Genomic DNA, 23357 nt, shown 5'->3' with positions numbered 1-23357 from the left:
TACGGTGGCCTGGTGACGATCACCGGGTTCTTCTCCTCTTTCGAAACGGGTGATCCGCAGCCGGTGGATCCGGCCTTGCGCGTGGGCACCGGGCCACGGTCGTCGCCGACGGCGAAGCCGGGCGTCGGGTTCACCGGCACGCGCGCTCTCCGCTATGAGAACTCCCTGCGCGCGACGCTGTTCGAAGTGGATGTCGAGGTCACCGGCCACACCGAACTGTCCTATGTGGTCTTCCCCGAGGCCGAGATCGGCGCCGTCCCCAGTTACCGCAGCACGTTCGTGGCGCTGGATGTCGAGTTCGCCGACGGGACGTCCGCCGGGTTCAGCGCCGGGAAGCAAGGCCTGGACAAGACGCTGTACGTCGGCCAGTGGAATCCGGTGCGCCGCAGGCTGGGCGAGTTCGCCGGACGCCGGATCGCCCGGATCGTGCTGATCAGCGAGCCACCGGACGGCGAAAGCGCGGGCTGGCTGGACGACGTCCGGATCACCGAACGCGCGATCGAGGTGCGTGAGCCGGTCGACCACGTCCGCACCACTCGCGGCACGCACTCCAGTGACGAGTTCTCGCGGGGCAACAACTTCCCCGCGACGGCCGTCCCGCACGGCTTCAACTTCTGGACCCCGGTCACCGACGCGGGTGTCACCAACTGGCTCTACAGCTACCACCGGCGCAACGACGCCGCGAACCGCCCGGCACTGCAGGCGTTCGCGCTGTCGCATCAGCCGAGCCCGTGGATGGGCGACCGGCACACCTTCCAGGTGATGCCGGGGACCGGTCCGGTCGAAGCGGACCGGTCCCGCCGCGCGCTCGCGTTCTCCCACGACGACGAGACCGACCGGCCGCATCACTACGGTGTCCGGTTCGCCAACGGTGTCACCGCCGATATCGCGCCGTCGGATCACGCGGCGATCATGCGGTTCACCTTCCCGGGTGATCGGGGCTGGCTGCTGTTCGACAACGCCCGCAACCGAGGCGGTCTTCGGCTGGACGCGGCGAAAGGCTTGGTCACGGGGCACACGTGGGTCCGCAGCAGGTTGTCGGCGGGGGCTCGGCGGATGTTCGTCCACGCCGAGTTCGACGTCCCGGCCGAACGCGGCGGGAAGATCCGGCGTCCGGTGTGGCGCTCGGTGACCGGGTTCCTGGAGTTCGCCGCCCCCGAGGTGACGATGCGGATCGCGACGTCGCTGATCAGCCTCGCGCAGGCGAAACGGAACCTCGACCTGGAGATCCCCGCCACCACCACCTTCGAGCAAGTACGGGACAGCGCCCGCGACGCCTGGTCGGAGGTGCTGGGCCGGGTGGAGATCGAGGGTGCGACCGAGGACCAGCGCGACACGTTCTACTCCAACCTCTACCGCCTGTTCCTCTACCCGAACTCCGCGCATGAGGACACCCCGAAGGGCGTCCGCCACGCGAGCCCGGTCATCCGCCGTCTCCGGCCCAGCACCCGCACCCGGACCGGCGCGAAGATCGTGGACGGCGAGATGTACGTCAACAACGGCTTCTGGGACACCTACCGCACCACGTGGCCCGCGTACGCCCTGCTCAGCCCGGGCCGGTGCGGGCGGATGATCGACGGGTTCGTCCAGCAGTACCGCGAGAGCGGCTGGATCTCGCGCTGGTCCTCCCCCGGCTACGCCAACCTCATGACCGGCACCAGCTCCGACGTCGCTTTCGCCGACGCTTACCTCAAGGGCGTGCGGGGGTTCGACGTCGAGGCCGCCTACGAAGCGGCGCTGAAAAACGCGACGGTGGCGCCACCCGGGCAGCGCGTCGGCCGGAAGGGCCTGCACGAGTCGATCTTCCTCGGGTTCACGCCGACGTCCGTCCACGAGGGCCTGTCATGGGCGCTGGAGGGCTGTATCAACGATTTCGGCCTGGCCAACCTCGCCGGAGCACTAGGACGGCACGACGACGCCGCGTATTTCCGGCAGCGCTCACAGCAGTACGTGAACCACTTCGATCCCCGGATCGGGTTCTTCCAGGGCCGCAACCGCGACGGCAGCCGTCACTTCGCCGCCGAGGGGTACGACCCCGAGGCGTGGGGCGGCGATTTCACCGAGACGAACTCCTGGAACACCGTCTTCTCTGTCCCCCACGACGGCCCTGGGCTCGCCGCGCTGCACGGCGGCGCCGAAGCGCTGGAGTCCAAACTGGACACGTTCTTCGCGACGCCGGAGACCGGCCGCAAACCGGGCTCCTACGGTGGGCTGATCCACGAGATGACCGAGGCCCGCGATGTCCGGATGGGACAGTACGGGCATTCCAATCAGCCGTCGCACCACATTCCCTACATCTACGACTACGCCGGCGCGCCGTCGAAGACGCAGCGGATCGTGCGGGAGGTCCTGCGGCGGCTCTACGTCGGCGGCGACCTCGGCCAGGGCTATCCGGGCGACGAGGACAACGGCGAGATGTCCGCCTGGTACGTCTTCGGCGCGCTCGGGTTCTACCCGCTGGCCATGGGCAGCCCCGAGTACGCGATCGGCTCGCCGTTGTTCGCGAAGGCGACCGTCCACCTGGAGAACGGGAAGGACCTGGTCGTCAAGGCGCCCGGCAACACCGAGGACACCGTGTACGTCCACGGGCTGACGATCGACGGACGTCCGCACGAGAGCAGCACACTCCCGCATTCCGCGCTGGCCGACGGCGCGGTGCTGGAGTTCGCCATGGGCAGCGAGCCGTCGAACTGGGGCCGCTCCCCCGTCGAGCCGCGTGATCCGCGCCCGCTCACGGATATCACGGCAGGCGCCGGTGCCCTGTTCGACGACACGACCAGGACCGAGGTCACCTTCTCCGGCGGTGAGCCGGTCATCGACTTCCCGGTCGTGGACACCTCCCGTGATGTCGTGATGTACACGCTGACCTCGGGAAGCCGCCGGGGCGATCCGTGTTCGTGGGTGCTGGAGGGTTCGGACGACGGCGAGCGCTGGGCGCTGCTGGACCAGCGTGAGGGCGAGACGTTCCGCTGGCGTCGTCAGACGCGGCCGTTCGCCCTCGCGGAGCCGTCGAGGCACGCGAGATACCGTCTTCGCATCACCTCGTCCACCGCCCGGCGGGTCACCCTCGCCCAAGGAGAGCTGCTCGCCCGATGATCCCGCGCATCACCCAGGCCACGACCGACCGTCTGGTCGCCTCCGATCCCGGCCTGGTCCGGCTCCGGCTCGGCTTCTCGGCCGTACTCAGCATCGTCGTCGCGGTACTGGCCATCCTGCCGTTCCACCAGCCGCTCACGGTCACCCTCGTCGCCGCGATCGCCGCGATGACGTCCGCCTTCACCGTCAACGACGACACACCGGGCCAGCAGGCGCTGACGCTGGTACTGGCGCTGGTGCTGGGGGCCGCGTCGCTCACCGCGGCGAGTGCCGGTTCGGCCGCGCCGCCGCTGGACAGCATCGTGTTCGTCCTGCTGATCTTCGTGGCGGTCTACGCGCAGCGGTTCGGTTCGCGCGGGATCGCGCTGGGGTCGATCTCGTTCTTCCTGTTCTTCTTCGCGATGTTCCTGCAGACGCAGCTGAAGCAGGTCCCGGTTCTGCTGCTGGCGCTGACCATCGGGATCGCGGCCAACGCGGTGGTGCGGTTCGTCCTGCTGCGCAGGCATACGGACGCGGAGTTCCTTCGGATCCGGCGGGCGTTCCGGGCGAGGCTCGCCGCGGTGGTGCGGGCGGCCGAGGACTACCTGGCGGTCGGCGGCAGTGAACGCACCCGCAAACGGCTCCGGACGACGAACTCGCGGATGCACGAGTCGGTACTGCTCATCGAGGACACCGCGCCCGAGGTCACCGGCGCGGAATCGGCGAACCGGCTCCGCCGCCGCGCGATCGAGGTCGAACTCGCCGTGCAGTGGCTGACGATCACCGTGCAGCGCACCTGCGCCGAAGACCTCGACGAGGACGTCCGGGACGATCTGATCGCGCGGATGCGGCGGTTCCGGTCGCTGATCGAACGCGACCCGCGGGACCTTCCGCTGATCAGCGAGACCGAAGAGTTCAGCAAGATGCTGGTGGAAGGCAGCCGGATCGACGAGCACGCCGCGCCCGGCGACGGGGTCCGCCGGGCCATCGCCGAGCTCGCGCTGGCCGATGTGCGTGCGCAGCGGGTGGCTGAGCACGACGTCTCCGATGCCGCCGACGATCCCGAGGATCCGGAAGAGGAGAAGTCCGCGGCGTTCGCCTACGACAACCAGACGCGCAGCGCCATCCAGGCCGTGGTGGGCGGAGGGCTCGCCGTGCTCGGCGGGGAGCTGGTGTCGAGCCAGCGGTGGTACTGGGCGGTGCTGACGGTGTTCGTGGTGTTCATCGGCTCGTCGACCGCCGGGGCGACGTTCGTCAAGGGTGTCCGGCGGCTCGGCGGCACGCTGATCGGCATCGTGGGCGGGCTCGTGCTGACGCTGCTCGTGTCGGGCAGTGTGCCGGCGACGCTGGCGCTGATCCTGGTGTGCGTGTTCGGCATGGTCTACATGGCACGGGTGTCGCAGGTGATCATGGCGTTCTTCGTCACCAGCATGCTCGGCCTGCTCTACAGCCTGCTGGGGACGTTCAGCCTGGAGGTGCTGTGGATCCGGGTCGCGGAGACCGCGGTCGGCGCGGTGGCCGGGGTGCTGGCGGCGGTGGTGATCGTGCCGGTGCGTACCCGGGCGGTGATGCTGGACGACGCCGCGGCACTGCTGGACGATCTGGACGAGTTCGTCGACAAAGCCGCCGGCCTGTTGTCCGGCGCGGAGAACGTGAGCGTCATCGAGAAGTCACGTGACCTGGACCGGGCGGTGGACAAGGTCCGCAAGACGATCGAGCCGCTGACCCATCCGGTGAATCTCAGCAGCCGCCGCGACTACGGCTGGCACGTGCTCACGACGGTGGAGACGATCGCCTTCCGCGCCCGGCATGTCGCGGCGCGATCGCAGGCCGGGCTGCTGGTGACCGAGTCTGATCGGCTCCTGCTGTACACCGGGCGGATCCGGGAGAACATCGCAGTGCTGGGGAAGGCGATCGGTGATCCCGGCGGTTCGGGGCACGGGACGCTGGTGCGGGACGACGGAACGCCGGTGGCGGACCGGATCGACGATCCGCGAGCGCGTTCGGTGCTCACCAGTCTCGGCCATCTCGACGAGACGGTGATCGCGCTGGGCCGCGTGTTCGGGGTCGAGGCCACCGATCCGGCGCCGTCCGGGAAAGGGTGACGGCCTCCTTCGTCGTGGTTCGGAGGAGGCCGCCGCCTCAGGGATCAGTTCTTCGGTTTGGGACAGTTCTTCCAGGAGAAGTGATAGGTGGTCTTGATGGCACCGTCGGTCGAGTCCATGGTGACGAAGCTGGTGGTCTTCTTCGGATCGGAAGTGCCGACCGCGGCCCGTAATTCCGTGTTGATGTTGAAGTTCCGGTCCTCACCACAGGGCTTGTAGACGACGGCACCGACCTCGATCTCGTCGGTGAACTGCCAGTTGTCCTCGAACGGTCCTTTCAGGTTGTGGTTCACGTAGGATGTCGGGGAATTGCCCTGGAAGTAATAGTTGGCTCGTTCCAGTCCGGTGGCACCCGCGGCCAGGGACGCGAATCCGCGGTGATCGGTGCCCGCGATACCGTAGGTGAATCCCTGCGGAACGTGGACATAGAGGTTGAGCTGACAGTTCTTGCGCAGATCGGTCGGTTTCGCACCGACGCCGACTTGGGCGGTGTATTCACTGTAGGTCACCGTGAATGCGGTGTTGTCCGGCGACACGGAAACAGCCGCGGTGCCCGGCTTGCATCCGGTTCCGTTGACCGTCACGACATCGATGACTATTTTATCGGACGGCAACGGAGGCGGCACCCAGCCATTCGGCGTGACGACCGAGGGGAAAAGCGTTACGGCAGCAACCAGCGCGTTGAGCATGGGATCCTTCCCAAGACTTCCACCCGGCGGGGAACTGGGCGGATTCGACGTTGGCGAGACGATCGTTTCCGGGCCGCCCGCCGATCGGGCGAAAACGGTTTCGGCCACCGGAAATGGCGGTGACCGCCGAAAAAGGGGGTCGTCGAGAAGACCCGTCGCCGCCGGTTGGGGCGACGACGAGCCGTGAGGACCTCGTACAGGGCGGCCAAGGCCCTGACCAGGCATGGATGGGACGGCCTTCTTCCGGGCGGGGAAGCAGGCCGTCACCCTGGAGGGACAGTCAGGAGGTCGGGCAGGTCTTCCACGAGAAATGGTAGGTGGTCTTGAACGCGCCGTCGGTCGAGTCCATCGTGATGAAACTGGTGGTCTTCTTCGGATCCGAACTTCCGGCCCCGACCCGCAGTTCCGTGTTCACATTGAGGTTCCGGTCCTCACCGCACGGCTTGTAGATGATGACGCCGCCCTCAGCCTCATCGCGGAACTGCCAGTTGTCCGACAGTGGTCCGTTGACAGGGTGGCTCACCTGCGCGGTCGGCGAATTACCCTGGAAGTAGTAATTCGCTCGCTGCAACGCCTTGGAGCCCGATTCGAGCGAGGCGAATCCGCGGTAGTCGGCACTGGCGATACCGTAGGTGAATCCCTGCGGCACGTGGATGTTGAGGTTCAGCTGGCAGTTCTTCCGGAAATCGGTCGGCTTGGCGCCGACGCCGACCTGGGCGGTGTATTCGCTGTAGGTCACCGTGAAGGCACTGTTGTCCTTGGCGACGGCGACCGCCGACGAACCCGGCGGACAGCCGGAACCGTTGACGGTGATCACGTCGATGGTGACGCGGTCCGGCGGCGGTCCCGGCGGCGGCGACCAGCTATTCGGTGTTATTATCGAAGAGAAAAGCGATACGGCGACAACCACTGAATTGAGCATGGGGTCCTTCCCAAAACTTCCACACGGGGCGGGGAACTGGGCGGACTCATGTTAGCGAAACGATCTTCATGGTGCCGCCCGCCGATCGGACGAAAGTGTTCCGGCAATCGGTTCATGAAATTGAATTATGGTCTGTAACCGTTTTCCGGGACAGCTGAGAACACCATCGGCCCCGGAAAACACCACTCGGTTGGCACGATATGGAAAATATGTTCGCGGGTTCGGTGTTGACGATTCCGGGAAGACAACCGCGATCCTGCGGCGACGAGGCTCGCGGCTCGCCGAGCACCGCCACCAACGCCCCGTGACCCGAAGTCGCCACACCGGCCGGTGTGGCGACTTGTCACCCGGCGACGTGATCCGGACCACCGGCGGGTGCATGTCGTCGAACTCACCGACGAGGGTGAAACGGTTTTCCACCGGCTGGCGCCGCGAACGCGGCCATGGCGGCATCGATCAAGAAAACAGTGACTGGACGCACCCGAACGGCGACTCGGGACAGGACTAGCATCGCGGTACAAAGTCGATGTCGCCTCAAGCTGGAGAACCGCAATGACCCAAGCCCCTGTCAACGTCACCGTCACCGGTGCGGCCGGCCAGATCGGCTACGCGCTGCTCTTCCGCATCGCGTCCGGTCAGCTGCTCGGCCCGGACACCCCGGTGAAGCTGCGGCTCCTGGAGATCCCGCAGGCGGTCAAGGCGGCTGAGGGCACCGCGATGGAACTCGAAGACGGCGCGTTCCCGCTGCTGTCGGGCATCGACATCTTCGACGACCCGAAGCAGGCCTTCGAGGGCGTGAACGTCGCCCTGCTCGTCGGCGCCCGTCCCCGTGCCAAGGGCATGGAGCGCGGCGACCTGCTCGAGGCCAACGGTGGCATCTTCAAGCCGCAGGGCGAGGCCATCAACGCCGGCGCGGCGAGCGACATCAAGGTCCTCGTGGTCGGCAACCCGGCCAACACCAACGCCCTCATCGCGCAGGCGCACGCGCCGGACGTCCCGGCCGACCGCTTCACCGCGATGACCCGCCTCGACCACAACCGCGCGCTCGCGCAGCTGTCGAAGAAGCTGGGCGTTCCGGTGACGGAGCTGAAGAAGGTCGCGATCTGGGGCAACCACTCCGCGACCCAGTACCCGTCGATCGCGCACGCCGAGGTGTCCGGCAAGCCGGCGACCGAGGTCCTCACCGACCAGCAGTGGCTGGCCGACGACTTCATCCCGACCGTCGCCAAGCGCGGCGCGGCGATCATCGAGGCCCGCGGCCTGTCCTCCGCGGCGTCGGCCGCCTCCGCGGCGATCGACCACGTGTACACCTGGGTCAACGGCACCCCCGAGGGTGACTGGACCTCCGCGGCGGTCGTGTCCGACGGCTCCTACGCTGTCCCGGAAGGCCTGATCTCCTCGTTCCCGGTCACCGCCGCGAACGGCGAGTACAAGATCGTCCAGGGCCTCGAGATCGACGACTTCTCGCGTACCCGCATCGACGCTTCGGTCAACGAGCTCGCCGAAGAGCGCGACGCGGTGAAGAAGCTCGGCCTCATCTGAGCCTGATCCGTTTCACGAAGGCGGTCGTGTCCCCCGGACGCGGCCGCCTTTTCGTCGTCAGGCGAAGAAGTCCCGAGCCGGCACCACGCACAGCACCAGCAGGATCCCGTGGAACACCGCTCCAAACTCGATGGTGACCTCGGCGGACCGGACGACCTCCGCCTGCCCGAACCCCGAGTACCGCTGATGATGTGGGCGAACGAGAACGCGTTGCGCGAGCAGATCGATGGCGATCAGCAGCGCCCGTGCCAACCGGACCGCTCCCGGCACCGAAGCCCGCGTGACCGTCGTCATCAGCTCGCCCGCCGTTCCGCGCCGATGATCGTGTCGAGGTTGGCGCGGGTGGCCTCCAGCTCACCGATCGCCTCGTCGATCCGGTTCCTCTGTCGCAGCAGGCCGTCCACCAGCTCCGGGCAGTCGGGCGTCAACCAGCCGTCCTCGTCGACGATGCACGGCAGAATCTCCAGGATCTGCGCGGTGTTCAGCCCCGCCCCGAGCAGGATCCGGACCCGCCGCACCACCGCCACATCGGCGTCGGCGTACACGCGATACCCACTCGGCCGCCGCTGCGGCGTCAGCAGACCTTGTTCTTCGTAGTACCTCAGTGCGCGCTCGCTGACGCCGGTCCGCCGCGCGAGCTCCCCGATCCGCATCCGCACTCCAGCCTTGACTCTCACGTCGATGTCAAGGTTTAGCTTAGCCGCCATGACCACCGTGACCGTCCTCGGACTCGGCCCCATGGGACACGCCCTCGCCGCCGCGTTCACCGCCGCCCACCACCCCACCACCGTGTGGAATCGCACCCCAGGAAAGGAAACCGGCCTCGACGTCACCGTCGCCGCGACCGCCGCCGAAGCGATCGCGGCCAGCCCACTCGTCCTCGTCTGCGTGCGGGACTACGCGGTGGCACAGTCCATTCTCGACACCGACGCGCTCCAAGGCCGCACCCTGGTGAACGTCAGCGGCGGCTCCCCGCGGCAAGCCCGCGACCTGGCCTCCTGGGCGACCGGCCACGGCATCGACTACCTCGACGGCGTGATCGTCGCGACCACCGAAGCCATCGGAAGCGCGGATGCCGCCCTGTTCTACAGCGGACCGGCCGACGTCTACGAGACCCATCGAGCGACACTCTCGGCCTTGGGCGAGAACGCGAACCACCTCGGCGAAGACCCCGGCCGCGCCGCCGCCTTCGACGCGTCCCTGCAGGACATGCTCTGGACCTCGATGAGCGGTGTAGTCCACATGTTCACCCTCGCCAAGGCGGAGAACATCGCCGCCGCCGGCATCGCCGGACACGCGAAGGCGATGCTCGGCTTCTTCCCCGACATGATCGACCTGCTCGCCGGCCAGATCGCCTCAGAGCAGTACCCCGGCGACGCGGGCACACTCGATGCCACGGCGGCGACCATGGACCACATCCTCGAGGCCATCCGCGCGCAAGACCTCGACAACGGTGTCCTCGCCGCGGCACGGGCTCAAGTACAGCAAGCGATCGACGCCGGGCACGGCTCCGACGGGTTCGGCAGGCTCGCCGCGCTCTGACTCCGCACTGCGTGCTCAGACACGTATCTCGCATGCTTGAAGGCGTGACTCGCCTTCAAGCACGCGAGTGCGGCGACATCGTCGGCGACGGGCACTAAGTCGACCTCGTGCAGCTGAACGCGCTCCTCGCCGGCCGAGTTCAGGCAGCCACCCTCGCCGGAAACCCGCGGGACGATTCCGGGACAACGTCACGATGAGCCTCGCTCGGTCCAGCTCGATCACCCAGCTCGCGACCTCACTGCCCGGACGCGTGTAGACCGTCATCCTTCGGGCGAACCGGATCAGCGGCTCGACGACCCGCAGCCGGTGCAGCCCGGACGCCGGGATCGAGTCCGGACCTGACCGTGACGTCAGCCGAAGCCCGCGTCCGGGGACACCACTGCCCACGACTTGCCGACCGCAGCGGGAAGCCTCCGCAGGAAAGCCCGCGTTTCGAGCTTGTCCAGCTCCGCCTTCTCGACCGAGCCCGTCGTGACAGCGGCGACCTCGGCGAAGCCCGCCACCCAGCGATCCGGCAGCGGTACCAGCGACTCGTCGTTCTGCCCGTCGACAGTGCGGAGGCGGATTCCGTCCCCGCGAACGGTCAGGTGCAAGGGACCTCGCGCCACGACCCCGGCCAGGACGGTCCGCGTCGCTTCGGACAGGTCCACGTTCGCGCAGCCCTCGCCGAGACTTCCCACGTCCAGCAGATCCAGCCTCGCGTAGACACCGAAGCACGGGGAGAAGGCTTCCGCGCGCAACGGCGTCCGATCCGCGGTGAACACCGAATCGGATTCGACGATGAGCCGGTTCACCATCGACGGCGGCATCCAGAACCGGCCACCCTGACCAGCACGCCTGACACTCCTTGCCGGTTCGAGTGCTTCAGCTGACCGGCAGGCCTCGAGCAGTGCTCCAGAGGCCTGCCGGCCGCTCTCCCTCCCCCGGCTATCGGGCCGGTCTGTCCACGAGAAAGGTGTCCCGAGTGGGGTACTGATACTCCTGGACCAAACCGGGATGGGTGATGGTGAGTTCGCCGTCGAAGGATGTGCGTTCGTCCTGACGGCAGGTTCGTCCAGCCGCGAAGCCGATACCCAGGCCCACTGGCAGCAACACGAGTTCGGCGATCTGTACCCAGTTGGCGAACATCGGACTCCCTCTATTCCGCTGGTCCAAGGCGGTCGGCACCCCTACCCGCCTACCTCGATGCTATTCGGCAACTATGCTCGCTTGAAGCGGCTATTCGTGTATTATTCGCACTCTATTGCCGAGCAGGAGTAGCATGATCACCCACTGAACGACAGCTCCGCCGACCCTGCGAAAGAAGATCATGCCCACGTCACCACCCCGTCCTGGCCCGGACCGCGCCCGGCTCGCCACGAAACTCCGCGAGATTCGGGCCGCCACCGGACTGTCCGGCAACCAGTTCGCCAAAACCTTGGGCTGGCCGCAATCGCGGGTGTCCAAAATAGAAACCGCGGCACAGTTCCCGACCGGCGACGACGTCACGAGATGGCTCGCAGCGGCAGGCGCCGACGAAGAAGAACACATCGTCACCGAGCTGCTCAAGCGGGCCCGGGTGGAAACGGTGTCGCTTCGCGAAGAGTTCCGAAAGCCCGGCGGATCCGCCGCCAATCAACGATCGGTCCTCGAACTGGAGCAGCAGGCAACGCGGGTCGCCATGTTCCAGCCGGCGCTACTACCAGGACTCGTACAGACGCCCGGCTTCATGCGGAAGCTGCTCGCACTGCCCTCCGGCCCCGCACACACAGGCGGCGCCTCGGACATCGACATCGAGCATATGGTGGCCGTCCGGATCGAACGGCAAGCACAACTGTACGAACCGGGCAAAATCCTGCCGCTCGTCATCGGCGAGGCCGCATTGTGGATCCGGATCGGCGATCTCGAGACCCAACTCGGCCAGCTGGACAGACTCCACTCCCTCGCCGGCCTGCGTACCGTCGACCTGCGGATCGTGCCCTTCGGTACCGTCATGCCGATCGCACCCCTGCACGGCTTCAGGATCTTCGACGCCGACTTCGTCGTGGTGGAGACGTTCACCGACGATCACCTGATCATGGACCCGGACGAGATCGCCCTGTACGAGCACATGTTCAGCCGGCTACAGGCCGAAGCCGTGGGTGGCGACGAAGCGGCCCGGCTGATCCAGAGCGTGTCCCGACGCTTGGCAGACGAGTCCTGAAACCGATCACACCGCCGTGCGGCACGTCAGGCACTCCGCGTGCGACTCCGCCAAGCCGGTGACGAAACTGTGGTCCATGGTGGCGAGACTGAAGCCGTACTGACAGTTCAGCGCGAGCTTCGGCGCGTCCGTGATCAAGCACATCACCGCGTGCGCCACCAGATTCCCGGCCACTCCCGCCGTCACCGCGTTGGCCGCGTGCGCCGGGATGCTCGCCGCGGGTCGCCACGTCGCCAGCGGCGGCCGTCGAGCGTCCCGATCCTGCTCGGCCAGTCGCGCGCACTCGTAACACGGCCCCGCACCCGGCCGGTAGATGCCCAGATTGACCTGCGGACCGTGATATCCCCCGTACACCCAAGGCGTGCCGGTCGACGCGCACGCCTGGTTCGTCCAAGTCCGGATCACCGAGGGCTCATCGGCGGTCATGATCAAGACGTCGCAGTCGGCGGCCAGTCTCCGCAGCGACGCCACGTCCTCGATCCGCGTCGGCTCCCCGGTGACTTCGACATCCGAATTGGCCGCACGCAATCTGTCCACTGCCACGTCCACCTTCGGCAGACCGAGATGCTCCTCGGTGTAGAGAACCTGCCTGCTGAGGTTGGACAGCTCGACCACGTCCGATTCGACGCAGTGCAACCGCCCCACCCCCGACATGACAAGGCCCAGGGCGGCCGTGCAGCCGACACCTCCCACGCCGACCAGCACCACCCGCGCCTGGGCCAACAGGACCTGAAAGTCCCAGCTCGAACTCCTCCGCGTCAGATCGATCCACCGGTACAGCGACCGGCCTCTCGAGTGACGCTCGAGTTGTCGCGCTGTCAGCGTGGTACACGTCGGCTCGTCGGCGTTCTCGACATACCCGAGTTCGGTCAACGTCTCGACGGCCGCGACGACCTCCTCAGCGGACAAGGCGGGAGCCCGATGAGCCAGGTCCGCGACGACCTGGCTCATCGTCCGTGTTCCATCGAGCAGATCCAGCAACGCCCACACGACACCATCGGGATCCCTCAGTTCGGCGGCGATGCCGAACACCTCCCCGCCGATCCGGATCCAGCCGTCGCCGAATCGGACCGGCCGATGCTCGTTCTTGATCCGTGGACGCATCGGAACCCCTCCTCGATCAACCGTTGTCTCCGCTGTAAACGTGGCGAATCGCCTCATCGCGCGTCACCATCACGATCTCGATCATCACCGGCCACCCCCTTCCCCCGACAGAGTCCGTGCACCCATCGCGTCCGCCTCCCTCTCGTACCCACGGCTCGACAGCCGCCCCTGCCAGCGACGCCTCTCGATCGTGTCCCCCGTCGACTCGCCTACCCGGTTGCCGACGGATACACCTCTACTATGTAGACTGCGCACTTGTAGATGACTCAAATGTAGAGCTTCACATTGTGGCCGTCTATAGCACACCTTGGACTAAGCGGGTGATCCTGGGGTCGCCTTCCGTGACAAGACTCTGAGGAGGTGATTCCCTCGTGGGCTCGCTGAACCCCACGGCCGTCAAGCGCTGGATCGCGCTCGAGATGAAGCGCCTACGGGAGGCGGCCGGCCACGATCGGACAGCCGCGGCCGAGCGCATCGGCAAGGCGACGACGGTCATCGCGCATATCGAGACCTCGCGAAATCTGCCGGCGCCCGCCGACCTGGAAGTCCTGCTCGACTTTTACGGAGTACCCGAGCGAGCACAATTCTTCCGGGACCTGACGAAGCGAGCGAAACGCGGCCGGGACTGGTGGATCAAATTCGACCACGGGGTGTTCGATTGGTTCAATTTGTATCTGGGGTTGGAAACCGGCGCCGCCCGCATCAGGACCGTGGACCTGGTCGTACTGCCCGGCTTGTTCCAGACTCGTGATTACGCTCGCGCCGTAATGCGAGCAGGTCGACGTTGGAACAGCGAGAACGAACTCGACACCATGGTCGACCTGCGGATGGCAAGGCAGGAAATACTGGACCGTCCTGAAGACGCGCCCCAGATCTGGTCAGTACTGGACGAGGGCGTTCTGCGCCGCCGGACAGGCGGCCCGGAGGTCATGCGCGATCAGTTGAAACACCTGGTGGAACTGACCGAACGACCGAACATCGACATCCAGGTACTCCCCTTCGCAGCCGGAGCCCACGGCGCATCGGACGGTATGTTCGTACTCTTGGACTACCCACCTGAATTCGGCGGCGACCCCGGAACCGTATACGTCGAGAACCGGCGCGAAGGCCTCTACTACGAGGAAAAAGAAGACCTGGTCCGCTTTCGGAACACGTTCGAACGCCTGCAGGCGCAAGCAGAGAATCCTGGACGGACACGGGATTTCATTCAAAAATTGTCAAGGGAACTTTATGAACAGTGAGACGTCTCGACCCACTCTCGTCGGCCTTTCCGGCTGGTGGAAGTCGAGCTACAGCGCCGGCTCGGCCGGCTGCGTCGAGGTCAACGACTCCGTGCCCGGCTACGTGGGCGTGCGGGATTCAAAACTCGGCGAGACAAGCCCCGTCCTCGTTTTCGAACCGCAGGAGATACGAGCCTTCATCCTCGGCGCGAAGAACGGCGAATTCGACCATCTTCTACCGTGATCCAGCGAGAGGTGCTCTGGTCCGGACCAGAGCATCTCTCGTGGTCTTTGCGAGTTTCTATCTTGTATTGTGCATTTGATCTTGTTCGTTGCCCTACGGTATAGGGCGTTATACATTCAAGTTGAGGGATGCTCTGACTGGCGTCGACGATAAGCGCGCTGCTGACAGGCCCTTGAGCAGTAGTCCCGGGGTCTGCCTCGCCCTCCCCCGTCCAGCGGCTTGCCGCACATGACGCACTCCCCTCCCCCGATTTCATCACGCATTACCTCACTACCCTGGCTTTCGACGAGCATCTGAATGCCGTCGAGGGTGCGTTGCAGCCCGAATTCGAAGGGGTCGAGCGGCGCGTCCATTCCCCCGCTGTTCCACAACCTCTCCAGCGCCGGGTACGCGTCGAGGCGCTCGAACAGCGACTCTCGTTCGCTCCACCACTGTTCGTGGGAAACACCCGTGCTTCGCTGGAGTTCCGCGTTCTCGCCTGCCTGGCGCGCGACGGACTCGACGAATCCGCCGACCAGGTTCACCACGGCGATCACCTGCGCGGGCGCCAAACCACTGCGTGACGCGACGTCGAGGGCGTGGTCGTACCCAGCCATGATGTTCGGACCCGGCAGGCGACGGGTTCCGGCACTGTGGACCAGCCAGAGATGCAGTCGGTGCAGTTCCCATGCCCGCCGCGCCCAGCGTTCGAGGCCGTCCCGCCAGCCGAGCCCGTCCGAGGACTCCACGGGGAACTCGCCGTACACGGCGTCCCGCATGAGTTCCACCAGCTCCGCCTTGCCGGGAACGTACCGGTAGAGCGACATGGTGGTGGTGCCGAACCGCTCCGCGACCTTGCGCATCGACAGCGCACCGAGGCCTTCGGCGTCCGCGACCTCGATCGCCGCCGTGACGATCCGGCCGAGGTTCAACCCGGGCCGATCCGGCTCGGACGTTCCCCACAACAGCTCGATCGCACGCTCCGGATCCGGCTGTGCGTCGTCGTCCGCCACCACTTCTCCCTTGACGCTCATCGCTCGCGCGTGTTTAGCTGATAAACCTCAGTATATCCCATAAACACCACCCCGGAGCGCTTCAGCATGCCTGAAATCAGGTTGCACGTTTCCCCCGACGGCCAAGATGACTGGCCCGGGACCGCCGATCGTCCCTTCGCCACCCCGAGAACCGCGCAGCAAGCCGTCCGGGCCGCCACCGCGGGAATGACCGGGGACATCGTCGTCACCTTCACCAGCGGTGTCTACCACCTCGAAGAACCCCTCGCTTTCGACGACACCCTGGCGGATTCCGGCAGGAATGGTTTCCGCGTGGTCTACCAGGCGCACGGCTACGGAACGCCTGGTCAGGCGAAGGTCGAACTGAGCGGCGGCCGCGAGATCACCGGCTGGTCGGTCGGCGATGACGGCATCTGGGCCGCGTTGATCGGCGATCTGGAGCCACGACGGCTCACCGTGGACGGCCGTCCTGCCACGCGAGCGGCCCGGACGAGCGGCCTACCCGGAAACGTGACGAAAAACGAGCTGGGTTACGTAACGGACAGTGTGGAACCCCAGTCGTGGCCGGACCCGTCCGGACTGGAGTTCGTCTACCTCGGCGTCTACCCGTGGTCAGAAGCACGGCTCGCGGTCGCGTCGATTTCCGGCGACGACACCTCCACCACCATCACCATGGCCCAACCCGCTTTCGACAACGCCAAGTCCCTCTACGACTCGAAGTGGTACGGCGCCGGCGGAGACGGAACCTGGGATGGTCTCGCCGCGCCCTCCGTACTCGAAAACAACGTGGCCTTCTTGACCGAGCCGGGCACCTTCGCCGTCGACCGCACCGAACCGGGCGCCCACGTCCTGCGTTACCGCCCGCGCCCCGGTGAGGAGATCGGCAAGACCACCGTCGTCATCCCTGTGCTCGAAACGCTCGTCAGCGGACAGGGCGTACGCGACCTCGTGCTGCGCGGCTTCACCTTCGCCGACGCGGCCTGGTCCGGCCCCACCCGCACCGGCGGCTACCTGCACTATCACGGGAACGCCCGCTACGAGCAGGGCGAATTCCAGAAGATCGACCTGGGTGCGGACATGGGCTATGTCCATGTCCCGGCAAGCCCGGTCCAGCTGCCCGCCAACGTCAGCTTCGCCTCGGTTCGCGGGGTGACGCTGGAAGACAACCACTTCACCCGCCTGGGCGCGGGTGGGCTGCTGATCGAGGACAGCACCGAGGTCGCGATCCGGGCGAACGTCTTCGACGAGATCTCGGGCAGCGGGATCGCCGTCCATGACAGCACCCGGGTCTCGCTCGAGGACAACCTCGTCCACCACATCGGCACCGAGTACCGCGGCTCGTCCGCCGTCCTCGTGGTCGAGTCCGAAGAGACGACCGTGGCGCACAACGAGATTCACGACGTGCCGCACAACGGCATCGTCATCACCGGCGGCGAGCGGGCCAGGGGCACTCAGGTGATCGCGAACCTCGTCGAACGCAGCATGGGGAAACTGATGGACGGTGGCGGGATCTACCTTTCCGCGCCGCAGGGTTCGTCCTTCGCCGGCGGCGCGGTGGTCCGCGGCAACGTCATCCGGGACGTCCTCACCTCGTACAACTTCGGTCTCTACGCCGACTACGGCGCCTCGTGGATCACCGTCGTCGGCAACATCGTCCATGGCGCCGACACCCCGATCGTGCTCCAGGTCGGCCCACCGCTGGACAACGTCGCCTTCCTCGGCAACTTCTGGGACGTCCAGCCGGACGGCGAAGCGCCCGAGACGGTGACCTTGGCCGGGAACACCTTGCTGTCCAAGGAGAACTTCGACAAGGAAGTCCTGGCCGATCCGGCGGGGGCCGACATCCTCGCGCGGGCCGGACGCCGGGGTCTGGAACGATGATCAACGCTCCTGCCGGGCACGTGCCCGGCAGGAGCCGTTCCGGCCACGATCTCGAGGAGACCATCCGCCATGCCTGCCCTGTCCACGGAAGCCGCCGGGACACGCCACCGCCTCGCGAGGATCGCGACCGAGGTGCTCGCCCCGTGGGTCTGGGTACTCGGCCTGCCGCTGATCGTCGCCTGGAAGGTCACCGGCTACCACCTCGGCGAGACGGTGCTGTGGGGCCTCATTGTCGGCGTCACCGGCTCGCTGATCCCGATGGCCGTGATCGTGCGTGGCGCCCGGCAGGGTAAGTGGGACAGCCACCACGTGACCGATCGGGCCGGCAGGCTCGTCCCGTTCGCGGTCTGCATCGGCTCGCTGGCCGCCGGATTCGTCACCCTGATCGCCGGCGGCGCTCCGCATGAGATGATCGCGCTCGCCGCGGCCGAACTCGTCTGCCTGGTCGCCGCGCTCGCGATCACCTTCGGCTTCAAGTTCAAGATCTCCATGCACGCGATGGTGGCGGCGGGCGCGGGCGTCATGCTGATCCGCGTCTACGGCCCCTGGCTCGCCCTGGTCTTCCTCGGCGTCGGCTGGGTCTGCTGGTCCCGAGTCGAACTCGGCGACCACACAAGGGCCGAGGTCACGGCCGGGATGACCGCCGGTGTCGTCCTTGGCGGTGGTGTTTACCTACTGCTGGAAACTGTTTTGACGTGACCCCAGAAGTATAGGTCGTTATACACTTCTTCCACGGGTCCGTGAAGGCTTCCTTCCGTACCCTGAGAGCAGGGTCCCGGCAAAGTCGCAGAGCTGCTGGTGGTAGTCCGGACTCAACATCGCTAGTAACCTCGCGACGATGTAGGAATTGGGACACTCAACGTCCCAATTCCTACATCGTCAGCCTTACGCAGCGACGAACAACCGCCTGACCTGCAAGACCGCGACTTTGCCGACCCTTCCCTGAGAGTGGGAAACTCGACCTTCACACCTTCCCCAGTAAGAGAAGGCCCCTACAGCAACGAAGGGGCCTTCACCAACGTACGTCAGGCCCCGGCGAGACCACGGCGCTTCAGCAACGGCTCGATCTCCGGGTCGCGGCCGCGGAACGCGCGGAACGCGGCCATCGGGTCGACGCTGCCGCCCCGCCCGAGCAGTTCGCGGCGGAAGTGGTCACCGTTCTCCCTGGTGAGCCCACCGTTCTCGCGGAACCACTGAACGGTGTCGGCGTCGAGGACCTCACTCCAGATGTAGGAGTAGTACCCGGCGCTGTAGCCACCGCTGAAGATGTGCGCGAAGTAGGTGGTGCGGTAGCGCGGCGGAACGGCTTCCAGCGCCACACCGGCCTTGGTCAGCGCCTCAGTCTCGAACCGCTGGACGTCGTCGATCACGTCCTCGGTGCCGAGCGCGTGCCACGCCTGGTCGAGGAGGGTCGCCGCGAGGTACTCGGTGGTGGAGAACCCTTCGCCGTACTGCTGCGCGGCCAGGAGCTTGTCGATCTGCTCCTGCGGCAGCGGTTCGCCGGTCACGTGGTGCTTGGCGTAGTTGGTCAGCACCTCGGGCCAGAGCATCCACATCTCGTTGACCTGCGAGGGGTACTCGACGAAGTCACGCGGGACGTTGGTGCCGGAGAACATCGGGTACTGGACGTCCGAAAGCAGCGAGTGCAGCGCGTGCCCGAACTCGTGGAACGCGGTGATGACCTCGTCGAAGGTCAGCAGGGTCGGCTCCCCCGACGGCGGCTTGGCGACGTTAAGCACGTTCACCACGACCGTCTTGGTGCCCAGCAGCTTGGTCTGGTCGACGAAGTTGTTCATCCAGGCGCCGCCGCGCTTCGAGTCGCGGGCGTAGTAGTCGAGCAGGAACAGGCCGAGTTCGGCGCCGTCGGCGTCGAAGACCTCGAAGATCCGGACTTCGGGGTGATACTTCGGCAGGTCTTCCCGCTCGGTGAAGGTCAGCCCGTAGAGGTTGGTCGCGGCGAAGAAGACACCGTCGGTCAGGACGCGGTTCAGCTCGAAATACGGGCGCAGCGCCGCGGTGTCGACCTCGAACCGGTCCTTACGGACGCGCTCGGCGTAGAACGCCCAGTCCCACGGTCGCAAGATCGCGCCGGGAATATCGGCTTCCAGGTAGCGCCGCAGTTCTTCGGCCTCCGCCTTGGCGTTGGCGACCGCGACCGGCGCGAGGCGTTCGAGCAGCCCGACCGCGGCTTCGGCGGTCTTCGCGGTCTCGTCTTCGATGACGTACGAGGCGTGGTCGGGGAAGCCGAGCACGGCGGCCCGCTCTGCGCGCAGCCGGACAAGCTGGGCCACGATGTCGTTGTTGTCGAACCCATTGCCCCGGTTACCACGGGACACCGATGCGGTGAAGATCCGCTCACGCAGCGCGCGGTCCTCCAGCGATGCCAGCGCCGCCTGCGCTGTCGGCAGGGTCAGCTTGAGGACGTACTTGCCCGCTTCGCCGGCGGTCTCGGCGGCCGTGGCGATCTCGTCCTCGCTCAGTCCGGCGAGTTCCGCGACGTCGTCGACGACCACCGCGAGTTCGTTGGTGTCCTTCAGGAGGTTCTGCTGGAAGCGGGTCGACAGCGTCGAGAGCTGCTCGTTCAGCTCGCGCAGGCGCTTCTGGTCGGCTTCGGGAAGACCGGCGCCGGCGCGACGGACGTCGGTGTGGTGCCGCTCCAGCAGCCGCAGGGACTCGGTGTCGAGGCCGAGTTCGTCCTTGCGCTCGAACAGCGAGTTGATCCGGGCGAACAACGCCGGGTTCAGGTTGATGGCGTCGGCGTGCGCGGCCAGCCGCGGCGCCATCTCGGCCTGCACTCGCTGGATTTCGTCGTTCGCGTTCGATCCGGCCAGGTTGAAGAACACGCTGGAGACGCGGGACAGCAACCTGCCCGACTTTTCGAGCGCGACGATGGTGTTCTCGAACGTCGGCGGCTCGGCGGAACCGGCGATTTCGTCGATCTCCGCGACGTGCTCGGCCAGGCCCGCTTCGAAGGCGGGGAGGAAGTGCTCGTCGGCGATTCGGTCGAACGGCGGAAGGGCGTAGGGCAGCTCACTCGGCGCGGCGAACGGGTTGTCCTGCGGAATCATCGGTGTTGCTCCCGGGTCGTCGAATCTGCTGGTCTCGCCACCTTACGGGCAGCGAGGGCCGGTGGATGCCGTCCGTGGCGGTGACACCACCGACGGCGATGGTCACGCTCCGGTGGTACCGCCCACCACCGCGTCGGAGCTCTGCTTCCTCTTGCCGCGCTTCGCTTTGGCCTTGGGTTCCGGCGGGGCGATACCGGCCAGGTCTCCGCCGTTGTCGTTGACGCGCAGCACGAACGGACGAGTCTCGGTGTAGCGGACGACCGAAACCGACGCCGGGTCGACCACGATCCGCTGGAAGGCGTCGAGATGCTGGCCGAGCGCGTCGGCGAGGATCGACTTGATCACGTCGCCGTGGCTGCACAGGAGCCAGACCGCGTTCTCGCCGTACTTCGCGGTGATCCGCGCGTCGTGCGCGCGAACGGCCGCGACCGAACGCGCCTGCATCTCGGCCAGTCCTTCCCCACCGGGGAAGACCGCGGCCGAGGGATGCGCCTGCACGACCCGCCACAGCGGTTCCTTGAACAGATCCTTGAGTGCGCGACCGGTCCACTCGCCGTAGTCCACTTCGGACAAACCGGGCTCTTTGACCTTGTCGAGACCGCGTGCCTCGGCCAGCTTCGCGACCGTCTGGCGGCAACGGAGCATCGGCGAGACCACGATTTCGGCGAGCGGGACCGGCGCCAGGCGCTCGACGAGCGCGGCCGCCTGCGCGCGGCCGGTGTCGTCCAGGCCGACCTTGGGCGTGCGCCCGGCGAGGACGCCCGAACCGTTCGCCGTGGACTTGCCATGGCGCAGAAGGATCACAGTACTCACGTGGCCCACCCTACGTGCCGTGTTTTGCCAGGGGCACCAATCGCAACCAGAGGACGAAACGCGGGGTTACCCGTGCGGGCCCGCGCTGGGGTCGAGGACGCCGGTGAAGATCAGCACGAACAGCAGGACGCCGAGCACGAGCCGGTAGATCACGAACGGCACGAAGCTCTTGGTCTTGATGTAGGACATCAGCCAGGCGATGACGGCGTAGCCGACGCCGAACGCGACCAGCGTCGCCAGGATCGTCGGGCCCCACTGTGCCGGGGCGCCGTCCTTGCCGATGTCGGTCAGCTTGTACAACCCGGAACTGAACACGGCGGGCAGTGCCAGCAGGAACGAGTATTCGGCCGCCTCCGCGCGGGTGTACCCGAGCAGCAGTCCGGCACTGGTGGTGCCACCGGAACGAGAGACACCCGGGATCAGCGCCAGCGCCTGAGCGAACCCGAAGGTGAGACCGTGTGGCACGGTCAGGTGGTCGAGCGTGCGTTCCTGCTTGCCGATCCGGTCGGCCACCAAGAGGATCAGGCCGAACACGATCAGCATGGTCGCGGTGATCCGCAGGTCACGGAAGGTTTCGTCGATGGCGTCCTGCAGCAGCAGGCCCAAGATCCCGATCGGCAGCGAGCCGATGATGATCAGCCAGCCGAGCCGGGCGTCCGGGTCCTGCCGCCAGTCCTTCTTGTAGATCGAGAAGAACCAGGCGCGGAGGATCTGCCCGATCTTGGTCGAGAAGTACAGGATGACCGCGAGTTCGGTGCCGATCTGGGTGACCGCGGTGAACGCGGCGCCCGGGTCGTCCCAGCCGAAGAGAGCGGGGAAGACCCGCAGATGCGCGCTGGAAGAGATCGGCAGGAACTCGGTAAGGCCCTGGATGAGTCCCAGGACCAGTGCTTCGAACCATCCCATCAGGCGACACCGGCCAGTTCGATCGCTTCGGCGGCGACCTCGAGAGCGCGTGCGGAGCTGTCGGGGTCCGGCATGGACGGCGCGACGGTCAGCGTCGTGACGCCCGCCCCGGCGAAGGCCTGGATCCGGTCGGCGATCCGTTCCTTGGGGCCCAGCAGCGACGTCGCGTCGATGAACTCCAACGGTACGGCCGACATTGCGCCCTCGTAGTCCCGGTCAAGGTACTTCTGCTGGACGTCCGCCGCTTCGCGCTCGAAGCCCATCCGGCAGGCGAGCTGGTTGTAGAAGTTCTTCTCCCGGCTGCCCATCCCGCCGAGGTACAGCGCCGCGTACCCGCGGACGGCGTCGGCGCAGGCCTTCCAGTCGTCACCGGCCACGAGCGGGACGGTGGGAACGACGTCGAAGCCCTCCAACGAGCGCTCCGCCTTCTCCGCCCCCGCCTGGATCAGCTTCAGCTGCTCCCCGGCGTGCTCGGGTGAGAAGAACACCGGAAGCCAGCCGTTCGCGATCTCGCCGGTCAGTTCGAGGTTCTTCGGGCCGATGGCGGCCAGGTATACGGGGATTTCTTCGCGCACGGGGTGCACGGTCAGCGTCAACGCCTTGCCGGGTCCATCGGGCAGGGGCAGCTGGAAGTGGTCGCCGTCGTACTCGACCCGCTGGCGGGCCAGCGCCGTGCGGACGATCTCGACGTATTCGCGCGTGCGGCCGAGCGGCGACGCGAACTTCACGCCGTGCCAGCCTTCGGAGACCTGCGGGCCGGAAACGCCGAGGCCGAGGCGGAAGCGCCCGCCAGAGAGCGTGTCCAGTGTCGCGGCGGTCATCGCGGTCATCGCCGGGGTCCGCGCCGGGATCTGCAGCACCGCGCTGCCCACGTCGATCCGCGAGGTCTGCGCCGCCACCCACGCCAGCACCGTCGGCGCGTCCGAACCGTACGCCTCCGCGGCCCAGACGACCGCGTAGTCCAGTTCGTCCGCCTTCTTCGCCAATGCCAGGTTGGCCGCGTCGTTGCCCGCGCCCCAATAGCCCAAATTCAGTCCGAGTCGCACGGCGTGAATGTATCCATCGGAGTGTC

21 protein-coding genes are annotated in these 23357 nt (G+C 66.7%); 9 read left to right on the top strand and 12 right to left on the bottom strand.

The annotated features are described in order from the left end of the window. The first annotated feature begins 12 nt into the window (after positions 1–12). Together ACM6LR_RS09015 and ACM6LR_RS09010 are read left to right on the top strand one after the other, a co-directional pair. Positions 13–3096: a GH92 family glycosyl hydrolase gene (locus ACM6LR_RS09015; RefSeq protein WP_414943557.1), complete on the top strand. Its 3084-nt coding sequence runs from the start codon at positions 13–15 to the stop codon at positions 3094–3096. Beyond that, a complete protein-coding gene (locus tag ACM6LR_RS09010) occupies positions 3093–5180 on the top strand; it encodes an FUSC family protein (protein WP_414943556.1) in 2088 nt (695 codons plus the stop codon). Before ACM6LR_RS09015 ends, ACM6LR_RS09010 begins: the two co-directional genes overlap by 4 nt. A 44-nt stretch (positions 5181–5224) precedes the next feature. Here the strand turns inward: ACM6LR_RS09010 and ACM6LR_RS09005 are convergent, their stop codons facing one another. Together ACM6LR_RS09005 and ACM6LR_RS09000 are read right to left on the bottom strand one after the other, a co-directional pair. Next, on the bottom strand, positions 5225–5869 hold the full coding sequence (locus tag ACM6LR_RS09005; protein ID WP_414942442.1) for a DUF4360 domain-containing protein: 645 nt from the start codon (positions 5867–5869) through the stop codon (positions 5225–5227). A gap of 280 nt (positions 5870–6149) precedes the next feature. Then, complete coding sequence (locus ACM6LR_RS09000; protein ID WP_414942443.1) at positions 6150–6791, bottom strand: DUF4360 domain-containing protein; 642 nt, start codon at positions 6789–6791, stop codon at positions 6150–6152. Between the two features lie 552 nt (positions 6792–7343). On the opposite strand from ACM6LR_RS09000, the gene ACM6LR_RS08995 reads away from it, so the two are divergent. Then, positions 7344–8333, top strand: a complete 990-nt coding sequence (locus ACM6LR_RS08995) for a malate dehydrogenase (protein WP_414942444.1) — start codon at positions 7344–7346, stop codon at positions 8331–8333. 57 nt (positions 8334–8390) lie between these two features. Here the strand turns inward: ACM6LR_RS08995 and ACM6LR_RS08990 are convergent, their stop codons facing one another. Further along, positions 8391–8627, bottom strand: coding sequence for a hypothetical protein (locus ACM6LR_RS08990; protein ID WP_414942445.1), 237 nt, complete (start codon positions 8625–8627; stop codon positions 8391–8393). Next, positions 8627–8986, bottom strand: a complete 360-nt coding sequence (locus ACM6LR_RS08985; protein ID WP_414942446.1) for a MerR family transcriptional regulator — start codon at positions 8984–8986, stop codon at positions 8627–8629. Before ACM6LR_RS08985 ends, ACM6LR_RS08990 begins: the two co-directional genes overlap by 1 nt. A 52-nt stretch (positions 8987–9038) precedes the next feature. Here ACM6LR_RS08985 and ACM6LR_RS08980 point away from each other — a divergent pair, with 52 nt between their 5' ends. Then, positions 9039–9875: an NAD(P)-binding domain-containing protein gene (locus ACM6LR_RS08980; RefSeq protein ID WP_414942447.1), complete on the top strand. Its 837-nt coding sequence runs from the start codon at positions 9039–9041 to the stop codon at positions 9873–9875. A 350-nt stretch (positions 9876–10225) separates the two neighbouring features. On the opposite strand, the gene ACM6LR_RS08975 is transcribed toward ACM6LR_RS08980, so the two are convergent. Together ACM6LR_RS08975 and ACM6LR_RS08970 are read right to left on the bottom strand one after the other, a co-directional pair. After that, on the bottom strand, positions 10226–10672 hold the full coding sequence (locus ACM6LR_RS08975; RefSeq protein WP_414943555.1) for a hypothetical protein: 447 nt from the start codon (positions 10670–10672) through the stop codon (positions 10226–10228). A 130-nt stretch (positions 10673–10802) separates the two neighbouring features. Next, positions 10803–11003, bottom strand: a complete 201-nt coding sequence (locus ACM6LR_RS08970; protein WP_414942449.1) for a hypothetical protein — start codon at positions 11001–11003, stop codon at positions 10803–10805. A 181-nt stretch (positions 11004–11184) separates the two neighbouring features. Between ACM6LR_RS08970 and ACM6LR_RS08965 the strand changes: the two genes are divergently transcribed. Continuing rightward, a complete protein-coding gene (locus ACM6LR_RS08965) occupies positions 11185–12057 on the top strand; it encodes a helix-turn-helix domain-containing protein (protein ID WP_414943554.1) in 873 nt (290 codons plus the stop codon). A 6-nt stretch (positions 12058–12063) separates the two neighbouring features. On the opposite strand, the gene ACM6LR_RS08960 is transcribed toward ACM6LR_RS08965, so the two are convergent. Then, complete coding sequence (locus tag ACM6LR_RS08960; protein WP_414942451.1) at positions 12064–13161, bottom strand: HesA/MoeB/ThiF family protein; 1098 nt, start codon at positions 13159–13161, stop codon at positions 12064–12066. A 371-nt stretch (positions 13162–13532) separates the two neighbouring features. Here ACM6LR_RS08960 and ACM6LR_RS08955 point away from each other — a divergent pair, with 371 nt between their 5' ends. Further along, on the top strand, positions 13533–14402 hold the full coding sequence (locus tag ACM6LR_RS08955; protein WP_414942452.1) for a helix-turn-helix domain-containing protein: 870 nt from the start codon (positions 13533–13535) through the stop codon (positions 14400–14402). Further along, positions 14392–14625 (top strand): DUF397 domain-containing protein, encoded by a 234-nt coding sequence (locus ACM6LR_RS08950; protein WP_414942453.1) that lies wholly within the window; start codon positions 14392–14394, stop codon positions 14623–14625. The genes ACM6LR_RS08955 and ACM6LR_RS08950 overlap by 11 nt, the downstream gene beginning before the upstream one ends. Positions 14626–14741: 116 nt before the next feature. Here the strand turns inward: ACM6LR_RS08950 and ACM6LR_RS08945 are convergent, their stop codons facing one another. Further along, entirely contained in the window at positions 14742–15638 is an 897-nt protein-coding gene (locus ACM6LR_RS08945; RefSeq protein ID WP_414943553.1) for a TetR/AcrR family transcriptional regulator, read from the bottom strand. Positions 15639–15704: 66 nt separating this feature from the next. Here ACM6LR_RS08945 and ACM6LR_RS08940 point away from each other — a divergent pair, with 66 nt between their 5' ends. Together ACM6LR_RS08940 and ACM6LR_RS08935 are read left to right on the top strand one after the other, a co-directional pair. Further along, positions 15705–17498, top strand: a complete 1794-nt coding sequence (locus tag ACM6LR_RS08940) for a right-handed parallel beta-helix repeat-containing protein (RefSeq protein WP_414943552.1) — start codon at positions 15705–15707, stop codon at positions 17496–17498. A gap of 69 nt (positions 17499–17567) precedes the next feature. Beyond that, positions 17568–18197: a hypothetical protein gene (locus ACM6LR_RS08935; RefSeq protein WP_414943551.1), complete on the top strand. Its 630-nt coding sequence runs from the start codon at positions 17568–17570 to the stop codon at positions 18195–18197. Between the two features lie 326 nt (positions 18198–18523). On the opposite strand, the gene ACM6LR_RS08930 is transcribed toward ACM6LR_RS08935, so the two are convergent. The 4 genes from ACM6LR_RS08930 to ACM6LR_RS08915 form a co-directional block, all read right to left on the bottom strand. Beyond that, positions 18524–20566, bottom strand: a complete 2043-nt coding sequence (locus ACM6LR_RS08930; protein WP_414943550.1) for a M3 family metallopeptidase — start codon at positions 20564–20566, stop codon at positions 18524–18526. A gap of 102 nt (positions 20567–20668) precedes the next feature. Beyond that, positions 20669–21379 (bottom strand): histidine phosphatase family protein, encoded by a 711-nt coding sequence (locus ACM6LR_RS08925; protein WP_414942459.1) that lies wholly within the window; start codon positions 21377–21379, stop codon positions 20669–20671. A 66-nt stretch (positions 21380–21445) separates the two neighbouring features. Then, a complete protein-coding gene (locus ACM6LR_RS08920; protein ID WP_414942460.1) occupies positions 21446–22285 on the bottom strand; it encodes an undecaprenyl-diphosphate phosphatase in 840 nt (279 codons plus the stop codon). Continuing rightward, positions 22285–23331: an LLM class F420-dependent oxidoreductase gene (locus tag ACM6LR_RS08915; RefSeq protein ID WP_414942461.1), complete on the bottom strand. Its 1047-nt coding sequence runs from the start codon at positions 23329–23331 to the stop codon at positions 22285–22287. Before ACM6LR_RS08915 ends, ACM6LR_RS08920 begins: the two co-directional genes overlap by 1 nt. Positions 23332–23357: the final 26 nt, after the last annotated feature.

It is taken from the genome of Amycolatopsis sp. cmx-11-32, from assembly GCF_047608695.1.
Taxonomy (GTDB): domain Bacteria; phylum Actinomycetota; class Actinomycetes; order Mycobacteriales; family Pseudonocardiaceae; genus Amycolatopsis.
Note: the sequence above shows the minus strand (reverse complement) of the source record. Positions and strands in the feature narration are given on the sequence as shown.

What these genes read in the sequence shown, in the direction of transcription:
- ACM6LR_RS09010 (WP_414943556.1), top strand. Translation starts at nt 3,093, where the DNA reads ATGATCCCGCGCATCACCCAGGCCACGACCGACCGTCTGGTCGCCTCC.
- ACM6LR_RS09005 (WP_414942442.1), bottom strand. Translation starts at nt 5,869, where the DNA reads ATGCTCAACGCGCTGGTTGCTGCCGTAACGCTTTTCCCCTCGGTCGTC.
- ACM6LR_RS09000 (WP_414942443.1), bottom strand. Translation starts at nt 6,791, where the DNA reads ATGCTCAATTCAGTGGTTGTCGCCGTATCGCTTTTCTCTTCGATAATA.
- ACM6LR_RS08995 (WP_414942444.1), top strand. Translation starts at nt 7,344, where the DNA reads ATGACCCAAGCCCCTGTCAACGTCACCGTCACCGGTGCGGCCGGCCAG.
- ACM6LR_RS08990 (WP_414942445.1), bottom strand. Translation starts at nt 8,627, where the DNA reads ATGACGACGGTCACGCGGGCTTCGGTGCCGGGAGCGGTCCGGTTGGCA.
- ACM6LR_RS08985 (WP_414942446.1), bottom strand. Translation starts at nt 8,986, where the DNA reads ATGCGGATCGGGGAGCTCGCGCGGCGGACCGGCGTCAGCGAGCGCGCA.
- ACM6LR_RS08980 (WP_414942447.1), top strand. Translation starts at nt 9,039, where the DNA reads ATGACCACCGTGACCGTCCTCGGACTCGGCCCCATGGGACACGCCCTC.
- ACM6LR_RS08975 (WP_414943555.1), bottom strand. Translation starts at nt 10,672, where the DNA reads ATGGTGAACCGGCTCATCGTCGAATCCGATTCGGTGTTCACCGCGGAT.
- ACM6LR_RS08970 (WP_414942449.1), bottom strand. Translation starts at nt 11,003, where the DNA reads ATGTTCGCCAACTGGGTACAGATCGCCGAACTCGTGTTGCTGCCAGTG.
- ACM6LR_RS08965 (WP_414943554.1), top strand. Translation starts at nt 11,185, where the DNA reads ATGCCCACGTCACCACCCCGTCCTGGCCCGGACCGCGCCCGGCTCGCC.
- ACM6LR_RS08960 (WP_414942451.1), bottom strand. Translation starts at nt 13,161, where the DNA reads ATGCGTCCACGGATCAAGAACGAGCATCGGCCGGTCCGATTCGGCGAC.
- ACM6LR_RS08950 (WP_414942453.1), top strand. Translation starts at nt 14,392, where the DNA reads ATGAACAGTGAGACGTCTCGACCCACTCTCGTCGGCCTTTCCGGCTGG.
- ACM6LR_RS08945 (WP_414943553.1), bottom strand. Translation starts at nt 15,638, where the DNA reads ATGAGCGTCAAGGGAGAAGTGGTGGCGGACGACGACGCACAGCCGGAT.
- ACM6LR_RS08940 (WP_414943552.1), top strand. Translation starts at nt 15,705, where the DNA reads ATGCCTGAAATCAGGTTGCACGTTTCCCCCGACGGCCAAGATGACTGG.
- ACM6LR_RS08935 (WP_414943551.1), top strand. Translation starts at nt 17,568, where the DNA reads ATGCCTGCCCTGTCCACGGAAGCCGCCGGGACACGCCACCGCCTCGCG.
- ACM6LR_RS08930 (WP_414943550.1), bottom strand. Translation starts at nt 20,566, where the DNA reads ATGATTCCGCAGGACAACCCGTTCGCCGCGCCGAGTGAGCTGCCCTAC.
- ACM6LR_RS08920 (WP_414942460.1), bottom strand. Translation starts at nt 22,285, where the DNA reads ATGGGATGGTTCGAAGCACTGGTCCTGGGACTCATCCAGGGCCTTACC.